The organism is Streptomyces sp. NPDC054840, from assembly GCF_053611065.1.
The window spans coordinates 1-9,683 of the sequence record NZ_JBSGZP010000249.1 but is presented as its reverse complement, the minus strand read 5'-3'; the positions used below and the strand labels follow the sequence as shown (position 1 = coordinate 9,683).

At 70.8% G+C, this 9,683-nt stretch carries 7 protein-coding genes and 1 pseudogene; 3 read left to right on the top strand and 5 right to left on the bottom strand.

Annotation, left to right across the window (positions count from 1 at the left end):
- Positions 1-51: 51 nt before the first annotated feature.
- On the bottom strand, positions 52-1,518 hold the full coding sequence (locus ACWGIU_RS19120; protein ID WP_453707288.1) for an aminopeptidase P family protein: 1,467 nt from the start codon (positions 1,516-1,518) through the stop codon (positions 52-54).
- 120 nt (positions 1,519-1,638) lie between these two features.
- The gene (locus ACWGIU_RS19115; protein WP_453707286.1) at positions 1,639-3,195 is read right to left on the bottom strand and encodes a PP2C family protein-serine/threonine phosphatase; all 1,557 of its coding nucleotides are present in this window, start codon (positions 3,193-3,195) and stop codon (positions 1,639-1,641) included.
- A gap of 397 nt (positions 3,196-3,592) precedes the next feature.
- Between ACWGIU_RS19115 and ACWGIU_RS19110 the strand changes: the two genes are divergently transcribed.
- Entirely contained in the window at positions 3,593-4,366 is a 774-nt protein-coding gene (locus ACWGIU_RS19110) for a bifunctional DNA primase/polymerase (RefSeq protein WP_453707284.1), read from the top strand.
- Between the two features lie 109 nt (positions 4,367-4,475).
- On the top strand, positions 4,476-5,051 hold the full coding sequence (locus ACWGIU_RS19105) for a hypothetical protein (RefSeq protein WP_453707282.1): 576 nt from the start codon (positions 4,476-4,478) through the stop codon (positions 5,049-5,051).
- A 179-nt stretch (positions 5,052-5,230) separates the two neighbouring features.
- On the opposite strand, the gene ACWGIU_RS19100 is transcribed toward ACWGIU_RS19105, so the two are convergent.
- The 3 genes and pseudogenes from ACWGIU_RS19100 to ACWGIU_RS19090 form a co-directional block, all read right to left on the bottom strand.
- Complete coding sequence (locus ACWGIU_RS19100) at positions 5,231-6,205, bottom strand: DUF5926 family protein (RefSeq protein WP_453707280.1); 975 nt, start codon at positions 6,203-6,205, stop codon at positions 5,231-5,233.
- A 228-nt stretch (positions 6,206-6,433) separates the two neighbouring features.
- Positions 6,434-7,071 (bottom strand): annotated as a pseudogene (locus tag ACWGIU_RS19095) (ATP-binding protein).
- 59 nt (positions 7,072-7,130) lie between these two features.
- A complete protein-coding gene (locus ACWGIU_RS19090; RefSeq protein ID WP_453707290.1) occupies positions 7,131-7,919 on the bottom strand; it encodes a glycerophosphodiester phosphodiesterase in 789 nt (262 codons plus the stop codon).
- A gap of 240 nt (positions 7,920-8,159) precedes the next feature.
- On the opposite strand from ACWGIU_RS19090, the gene ACWGIU_RS19085 reads away from it, so the two are divergent.
- On the top strand, positions 8,160-9,623 hold the full coding sequence (locus tag ACWGIU_RS19085) for a S1C family serine protease (RefSeq protein WP_453707278.1): 1,464 nt from the start codon (positions 8,160-8,162) through the stop codon (positions 9,621-9,623).
- The last annotated feature ends 60 nt before the right edge of the window (positions 9,624-9,683 follow it).

Genomic DNA, 9,683 nt, shown 5'->3' with positions numbered 1-9,683 from the left:
GGGCGGGACCCCGTAGAGGGATCCCGCCCATCGATGCGCAACGCGTAGGCGTCAGCCCTTCAGGCCCGCCATCCAGGCCTCGACGTCGGTCGAGGTGCGGGGCAGGGCGGCGGACAGGTTCCGGTTGCCGTCCTCGGTGACGAGGATGTCGTCCTCGATCCGGACGCCGATGCCGCGGTACTCCTCCGGCACGGTCAGGTCGTCGGCCTGGAAGTACAACCCGGGCTCGACGGTCAGGCACATGCCCGGCTCCAGGGTGCCGTCGACATAGGCCTCGGTGCGCGCGGCGGCGCAGTCGTGGACGTCCATGCCGAGCATGTGGCCGGTGCCGTGCAGGGTCCAGCGGCGCTGCAGGCCCAGCTCCAGGACCCGCTCGACCGGGCCCTCCAGCAGGCCCCACTCCACGAGCTTCTCGGCCAGCACGTGCTGGGAGGCGTCGTGGAAGTCGCGGAACTTCGCACCCGGCTTCACCGCGGCGATCCCGGCTTCCTGCGACTCGTAGACCGCGTCGTAGATCTTGCGCTGGATGTCGGTGTAGGTGCCGTTGATCGGCAGCGTGCGCGTGACGTCGGCGGTGTAGAGGGAGTGGGTCTCCACGCCGGCGTCGAGCAGCAGCAGGTCTCCGGGGCGGACGTCACCGTCGTTGCGGACCCAGTGCAGGGTGCAGGCGTGCGGGCCGGCGGCGCAGATGGAGCCGTAGCCGATGTCGTTGCCCTCGACGCGGGCGCGCAGGAAGAAGGTGCCCTCGATGTAGCGCTCGGAGGTGGCCTCTGCCTTGTCGAGGACCTTCACGACGTCCTCGAAGCCGCGGACGGTGGAGTCGACGGCCTTCTGCAGCTCGCCGATCTCGAACGTGTCCTTCACCGCGCGGGCCTCGGAGAGGTAGACGCGCAGTTCCGCGTCGCGCTCCTTGGTCACCTTGTCGGTGAGAGCGGACTCGATCACCGAGTCGTGGCCGCGCACCGCGCGGACGGGGCCCTCGGCCTCGGTGAGAGCCTCGGCGAGCTCGCGGACGTCCTTCGCGGGGATGCCCAGGAGCTGCTCGGCCTCGGCGAGGGAGTGCCGACGGCCGACCCACAGCTCGCCCTGGCCGGACAGCCAGAACTCGCCGTTCTCCCGGTCGGAGCGCGGCAGCAGGTAGATGGTGGCGGTGTGCCCGGCCGGCCCGGTGGGCTCCAGGACCAGGACGCCGTTCTCGGTCTGGTCGCCGGTGAGGTACGCGTACTCGGTCGAGGCCCGGAAGGGGTACTCGGTGTCGTTCGAGCGGGTCTTCAGTCGGCCGGCGGGGATGACGAGACGCTCGCCCGGGAAGCGCCGGGACAGCGCGTCGCGGCGGGCCAGGGTGTGCGCGGCCTGGGCGATGGGCTCCAGCCCGTGCAGCTCGGTGTCGGCCCAGCCGCTGCGCATGTTCTCCGCGAGTTCGTCGCTGACGCCCGGGTACAGACCGTTCTTGCGCTGCTTGTGCGTCTTCTTGGGCTGCTCTTCTTCCGGGGTCTCCGGGGTGAGCTCGTCAGCCACGTCTTCTCCTCAGCTACGACGGTACGGACCTGGGTGTGGACCGCATCCATCGTATGCGTGTGCGGCAAGAGCATGTTCCGAATCGTTCCCTCCGTCACGATTCGGAACATGCTCCGGGCCTCATTCGAACCGGGCCGCGAGCAGCACGATGTCCTCGGGGGCGTCGGTCGGGTTCCCACCCGGCAGCACGGTCCGCAAGATGTGCTCGCACAGGGCGGCCGGGTCCTCGCGGACGCTACGGGGGACCCCCGCGGCCGCGGCGTGCAGCCGGGCGTAGGCCCGGTCCATCGGGTCGCCCGTGTGGTGCAGCAGCCCGTCGGTGTAGAGAAGCACCGTTTCTCCGGGTGCGGGTTCGATCTCCACGCTCGGCGCCTCCCAGCAGGACAGCATGCCCAGGGGTGCGGAGAGCGAGGTTTCCACGTACTCGGTGCGGTGCTCGCCGATCAGCAGTGGCGGGGTGTGCCCCGCACCGGCCAGGATGATCTTGCTGCCCGGGCCGGCGGATTGCGTCCCTCCGGCGGGTTCGCAGTAGGCGAAGAGCGCGGTGGCGGAGCGGGCGGGCTCGGTGAGGCGCAGCAGCAGTTCGAGGTCGGACAGGACCGCTACGGGGTCCTCGCCCTCCATGACGGCGTAGGCGCGCAGCGATGCGCGCAGCCGTCCCATCGCGGCGACGGCGCTCGGCCCGGAGCCGGTGACGGAGCCGACGGCCAGTCCCAGGGCACCCTCGGGCAGCGGGAGGGCGTCGTACCAGTCGCCCCCGCCGAGCGGCCCGGTGTGGTGGCGGGCCGCGAGCTGGACCCCGGGGATCCGGGGCAGTCGGCTCGGCAGCAGTTCCTCGGAGACGGTGGCCAGGTACGAGCGGGAGCGCTCCACCTCCAGCATCCGGGCCAGGTGCTCGGCGGCGTGCCGCACGTACAGCTCGACGAGGTCGCGCTGGCGGTCGCTCGGCTCGGCCTGCTCGTCGTAGAGCCACACGGCGGCGCCGAGCCGGCCGGTGGCCTCGGCGGTGAGGGGGAGCGAGTAGCTCGCGGCGTAGCCGAGACGGGCGGCGACCTCGCGGTGGCGGGGGTCCACGGGGGCGGCGAAACCCCCGGTTCCGGGAGGCGCGCCCGGCTCGGGCAGGAACTCGGAGCCGCCCTGGGCGTCGGGCAGGCCGTCGAGGATCCGCCCGTAGGAGGTGGCGCTGCGCGGCACGGTCTCGATGTGACCGAGCTCCGCGTGGCCGAGCCCGAGGCCGATCGTGCTGGTGGGGCCGAGTTTGTCGGCGGGCTCCAGGACGATCAGGCCGCGGCGGGCGCCGACGAGCGCGGCTCCGGCGCGCAGGAACTCGCGAAGCGAGGTGTCGAGGTCACCGGCGCGGGCGAGGCGTTCGGTGAGCTCGTGCAAGGTGGTGAGGTCCGAGACCATGCCCGCCAGCCGGTCCTGGATGACACTGCCCGGGCCGCCGGGCGGAGGGGCCGGTGCGGGGGTGATCCGGGCGGGCGTGGGCGCCGCAGTGTGCGGCGACGCCGTTACTGCTGGATCGATTCCAGCCACTTTCGGCAGATGGGGGGCGCTCATGGCGTCCGCCTTTCCACCTGGTGCGATTCGCCAAATAGCATCGCAAACCCCCAGATCGTGCTGCGCCGCCATCAAGGAATCCACATCTACACGCACACATGGATGCATGTCCAGCATTGCCCAGGTGGGAATCCTGGTGTCCGTGGGGCGGCAACTCACTGTCGAGCCAAGGCTAGAACTTGGCCGGAAAAAGCGGGAAGCAGTCGGTTTTTGCGATCGACTGAGCGGGCTCCCCAGGGGCCTCGGGTACGTACTCGGTGATGCACGGGGCCAGTTGGCGTCGTCGGGAACCACCCGGTGCGGGCCGTCGTCCTTAGCGGCGGCCGCCGGTCTCGGGGGTCGGCGCGGGTCGCGCTCCATCCCCGCGGGACGTTTGATGGACCCGTAAGAAAACTGCACGAACCGTGTGAACCAGCTTCTGGCGGACAGTGACGCGAAACCTGTACGTGTGGTGAGACACCGGTTGCATGGTGTGATCTGGCCCTCGGCGTTCAACGGAAAGGAACGAGCGCACATGCGCGAGATCCTCGGAAGGCGTCTCCAGCGGCTCCGCGATCGCTTTCAATTTCTGCGCCCCGAGCCGGGACGGAGCGGCGGCCCATCCGCTCTGCTCGACGCGGCGCTCGTCTGCGCCACCACCTGGCAGTGGCCCGTCCTGCCCGGCGTCGGTCGGTCCGGCGCCGACGGTGAGCGATGTGCCTGCCCCGACCCCGACTGTGCCGTGCCCGGCGCGCACCCCTTCGACCCCGGACTGCTCGCGGCCACCACCGACCCCCGGATGGTGGCCTGGTGGTGGACCAACCGGCCCGCCGCCCCCGTCCTGATGGCCACCGGCGGGACCGCCCCGTGCGCGGTGAGCCTGCCGGCCGGTGCGGCCGCGCGCGCCCTCGTACGGCTGGACGCGCAGGGCATGCGGCTCGGTCCGGTCGTTGCCACGCCCACCCGCTGGGCGTTGCTGGTGGAGCCCTACTCGCTGGAACGGCTCGGCGAACTCCTGTACGCGAAGGATCACGTGCCTTCTTCCCTGCGCTTCCACGGTGAGGGCGGCTACCTGTTGCTGCCGCCCTCCGCCGCGTCCAGCGGCGGTCAGGTGCGCTGGGAACGGGAGCCGCGGGCGCAGTCGACGGCGCAGCGGACGCGGGCCCGCTCGAGGCAGTCGCAGGCGCGTCCTCAGGCGCCGCAGCCGTCGGCGGGACGTCTCTGGCTACCCGAGATCGAGGCGGTCGTGGACGCGCTGGTGGAGGCCAGCAGCGGTGCGCCCGGTGGCGGCAGCAGGCTCGCGTACTGATCCGCCGGGCCTGGGAGGATCACTCGTACGGGTGTCAGCGGGACCGGTTTGCAGGGGAATTGGGCGCGGGGATCTCCGTGCCCCATTCCCTCCTCGCTATGTTCGGCGAATGAATCTCCGCCTGATCGGTATCGGCGCCGGTGTGTTGACCATCTTGTCGCTCCCGCTCGCCGGAGCGATCGCTGGGCCGGACCTTGCCGGTCAGGATGACGGAAAAGCCGGCGGTGGCCTGTTCTCGGCGCTCGGCCTTTCGGACTCTTCCCGCACATCCCCCGCCGCGCCCACGCGCTCGGCGCCGACGGCCGACCGGCAGCAGCCCGGGCCGGCCGAGCAGCCCCGCACGGATTCCCGCTGCGGCCCCGAGCTCTCCTCGCCGCACGGAGTGGAGGCACAGACCTGCATGCTGGTCGGTGAAGGCCAGACGTGGGGCCGGAGTTACTACCGGAACACGAGTGGTCGCGCCCTGGACGCCGTGCTGACGGTGATGGGTCCGGCCGGGCGCACGGTCCAGATCCGGTGCGCGGTGGGCGCGGGCGACGAACCGGGATTGTGCGAGACGCCGAAGGAGGCCTCGGCCGGGGACCATGAGAGTTACTCGGCTGTAGCGGAATTTGCAGTTCCGGATGATGAAGGGGAACTGCTCTTGAGGTCCGGGAGCAACTCACCGGCGCCGGGCGACCGTTGATCGGACCCGGAAAATCAAGGGCCCGGTCGCTGGCGACGGGGGATGCACCAGCGACCGGGCTACAAGAACGGTAACAAGAGATCGCCTGTACGCAAATTCGATCTCCGATATTCAGACATCGATTTGCAGACGATTAGCGGGAGTTGTGACTCCCGTCACCGGCTCCACGGGGCGCTCGGTCAGCTGAGCGTCACCTGGCGGTTGGTGAGTCCGCCACGTGCCCGGCGCTCCTCGGTGGTCAGCGGGGCGTCCGTGGCCAGAGCCCCGGCCAGCCGCTCCGCGAACTCCGCCGCGGGCTTCTCGACGTCGTCGGCCGTGACCCCGGTGGGCAGGTCCCAGACGGGGACCATCAGGCCGTGCGCGCGGAAGGAGCCGACGAGCTTCGTGCCCTCGCCGAGCGAGGACGTGCCGGCCGCGTGCAGCCGCGCGAGGGCGTCGAGCAGCTTCTCCTCGGGGTGCGGCATGACCCAGCGCAGGTGGTTCTTTTCCGGCGTCTCGCACCAGTAGGCGGCGTCCACGCCGGTCAGCCTGACGGTGGGAATCGCGGCCGCGTTGGCGCGCTCCAGCGAGGCGGCGATCTCCGGCGAGGCGTTCTGAGCGTTCTCGGATTCCGGAATCCAGAATTCGAACCCGGTGTGCACAACCGGCTCGAAACCGCCCTCGGCGTCCAGGAGATCCTGAAGTCGGGGACCCTCGGTGGGAACCCGGCGGGCGGCGACCGGAGTACCGGGCTCCGCCACGAGGGCGCGCTCCAGGGTGTCGGCCATGTCGCGGCCGAGGTCCCCGGAGGACGAGTCGTTCTGCAGGCCGAGGAGGACGGACCCGTCCTCGCGGCGCAGCGCGGGCCACGCCATGGGCAGTACCGTCACCAGGGTGACGGAGGGGACGCCCTCGGGCAGACCGCCCTTGAGGGACAGGGGGACGGTGGCGGCGGGCACCAGTTCCCGCAGCGCGACCCAGTCGCACTCGCCGGGCAGTCCTTCGAAGGGGCGCCGCACGTGCTCGGTGACGGCGTGCGCGGCGGCTGCGCCGTGGCAGGCCTTGTAGCGGCGGCCGGATCCGCAGGGACAGGGCTCGCGGGCGCCCACGACGGGGATCTCACCGTTGTTGAGCTGCGGCTTTGCAGTCTTGGCTGCGGGGCGCTTCTTGGCCATCGTGCGTGTCTCCCGGTTGCGGCGGTACGGCGTCGTGTCTGGGCGCGAGCCTAGCCGTTCGTACCGCCGGAACCGGTTGGGTGCGGCCGGGAGCACGGTCGGCGTGCGCTCCCGGACGGCCGCCTATGCGGATGACCGGTACTGCTGTGCTGCTGTCGTCCTGCCGTGCTGTCTTGCTGCGTGCTTGCTCTCGCGTCGGTCGTGTTGTCGTGTGGTCGCGATCCCGGTTCAGGGATCGAGGTCGTCGAATGCCGTACGGAAGTCGATCGCCGGGGGCGCAACGCGCGTAGCGAAATCCTCGTGCCGGGGCCCACAGGCAACGATCACCCACACGGTGACCTCACCCGCCGCTCCGTCCCGGACACCCCAGTCCTGGGCCAAGGCGCTGATGATGTTCAGCCCCCGACCGCCCCGTGCGGTGACCGAAGGCGTGGCAGGAATCGGGCGGGTGGGCCCGCCTCCGTCCGTGACCTCGACCGTCAGTCGACCCGCTCTGTCCACGCGCCATGCGGCGCGTATCTCCCCGTCCCCGACTTCCCGAGAGCCGAGCGGCCTGCCGTGTCGGCAGGCGTTGCTGAGCAGTTCGGAAAGGATCAGTACGGCATCGTCCACGACCGATTCGGGCACCCCGCTGATGCGCAGTTGCTCGCGCATCCGGTGTCTTGCCTCGCCCACGCCCGCAGGACCATGGCGTACGTCCACGCACGACGACGTGGGCACTTCTTGTGCCACCACCAACGCCACCCCCGGAACCTCCTTAGCCCCACGCATGGTCTGGATGCCCCAATGGCCTGGACCGGAAACCGCCGAAGCGGCCCGAAGCGGGCCCCTCTGACGCATTCATGTCGACCGAATGCGGAGCGGATGCGCCGGGGCACACCCTGTAACGAACGGGTCGGAGGTGGCGGGTGTGCGAAAAGGGGCGTCAGCGCCCGAGTTGGGACAGAACCTGGCGGGGTCTGTTCGTGATGATTGCTTCGACGCCCAGATCGGCGCAGAGCTGAACGTCTTCGGGTTCGTTCACGGTCCATACGTGCACGGAGTGGCCCGCGCCTTGAAGCTTGTGGATGAAGGCGGGGTGATTGCGCACGATCCGCATCCCGGGGCCTGCGATCGTCACGCCGACCGGCAGCCGCCCGTCGCGCATCCGGGGCGAGATGAACTGCATCAGGTACACGGTCGGGATCGTCGGCGCGGCCGCCCGGATCCGGTGCAGGGAGCGCGCGGAGAAGCTCATGACCCGCACCGGGTGCGGACCCTCGGCCGGTGGGGCGTCCAGACCGAAGCGCTTGAGGAGGACGAGGAGGCGCTCCTCCACCTGTCCGGCCCAGCGGGTCGGATGCTTCGTCTCGATCGCGAGCTGCACAGGCCGTCCGGCGTCGGAGACCAGCTCCAGCAGGCGCTCCAAGGTGAGGACGGAGGTGCGCTCGGGGTCCGCGTCCCAGTCGGGGGACTCCTCGCGGTCCTTCCAGGAGCCGAAGTCGAGGGCGGCGAGATCGGCCAGCTCGAGGGCGGAGACGGCGCCGCGGCCGTTCGAGGTGCGGTTCACCCGGCGGTCGTGGACCAGGACCAGATGGCCGTCCGCGGTCAGCCGGACATCGCATTCGAGGCCGTCGGCGCCGTCCTCGATGGCCTTGCGGTAGGCGGCCAGGGTGTGCTCGGGGGCATCCTCCGAGGCGCCGCGGTGGGCGACGACCTGGATGGTGCGCGGCATTGCGTGGGTCACCGGGTCATGGTGCCACCGAGATGTCCCCGGGCGTCGGGGTCGACCCCGAGAGTGCATCTGAAATGTCGTATATAAAGAAAGGGGAGAGATGCACAGGTCCGGCTTACAGTGCTCTGACGGGTCATGGGAAAGGCTTTGCCCAGGAACTTGTGCGGCACGCCGAACGTTCAGTCGGACCGATATCGCCAGAGAATTTTCTGAAGCCGTGTGTGACGAGGAGAGAGCGCTGTGAGCAACGAGAACGAGGGCACCGCGGCCCCGACATCCCCCGCCGCCCCGTCCGTACCCCCTGCTCCGGCCTCCGAGACGCAGGACGCGGCCCCCGCGCGCGCCGCCGACGAGCCGGTGACCCAGCAGCTGCCGCCGACCCCGGCGCCCGGCACGGAGCCCACCCAGCAGATCCCGCCCGCGCAGGCGCCCCCGGCCTACGGTCAGGCTCCCGCCCCGGCCGCGCACGGGGCCGCGGGCTGGCCGCCTCCGCCGCCCACGGTGCCGGCGTACGGGGCGGGAGGCGGCCACGGCGGCGGCGCCTGGGGCGCTCCCCTGACCACCGACGGCCACCCCGCGCCCAAGCCGAAGGGCAAGGGCGGCCTGGTCGCGGGCGTGCTCGTGGTGGCCCTCCTCGCGGGCGGCATCGGCGGTGGCGTCGGCTACTGGGCCGCCCAGCGCAGCGACAACGGCACCGGCTCCACCACCATCAGCGCCGCGAACACCCCCAAGGACCTCAAGCGCGAGGCCGGCTCCATCGCCGGTCTGGCCGCGGGAGCCCTGCCCAGCGTGGTCACCATCGAGGCATCGACCGGTGATGGCGAGGGTGGCACCGGCACCGGGTTCGTCTACGACCAGCAGGGCCACATCCTCACCAACAACCACGTCGTGGCCTCCGCCGCGAACGGCGGCAAGCTCTTCGCGACGTTCTCCGACGGCAAGCGGTACGACGCCGAGGTCGTGGGCCGCGCCCAGGGCTACGACGTGGCCGTCCTCAAGCTGAAGACCCCGCCGGCCGGCCTCAAGCCGCTGCCGCTGGGCGACTCCGACAAGGTCGCGGTCGGCGACTCGACCATCGCGATCGGCGCCCCCTTCGGCCTGTCCAACACGGTCACCACCGGCATCGTGAGCGCCAAGAACCGTCCGGTCGCCTCCGGAGACGGCTCCGGCAGCAAGAACTCCTACATGAGCGCCCTCCAGACGGACGCCTCGATCAACCCGGGCAACTCGGGCGGCCCGCTGCTCGACGGACGCGGCGCGGTCATCGGCATCAACTCCGCCATCCAGTCGGCGGGCAACGGCGGCTTCGGTGGCGGACAGGCCGGTTCCATCGGCCTCGGCTTCGCCATCCCGGTCAACCAGGCGAAGAACGTCGCCGAATCGCTCATCAAGACGGGCAAGCCGGTCTACCCGGTGATCTCGGTCTCGGTCGACCTCCAGGCCAAGTCCGAGGGCGCCAAGATCTCCGAGCAGGGCGCGGCCGCCAACGAACTGGTCGACCCGAACGGCCCGGCCGGCAAGGCGGGCCTCAAGCCCGGCGACATCATCACCGAGTTCGGCGGCAAGCCGGTCGACAGCGGCCCGACCCTGATCAGCATGATCTGGACGTACAAGCCCGGCGACACCGTGAAGCTGACCTACCTGCGCAGCGGCAAGCCGACCACGGTCGACATCACGCTCGGCTCGCGCGTCGGCGACAAGTAGCAGCACCGGAATACCACCGGTCGCGGCGGCGGCCCGATGAGGAGGGGCCGTAGGCGGGAT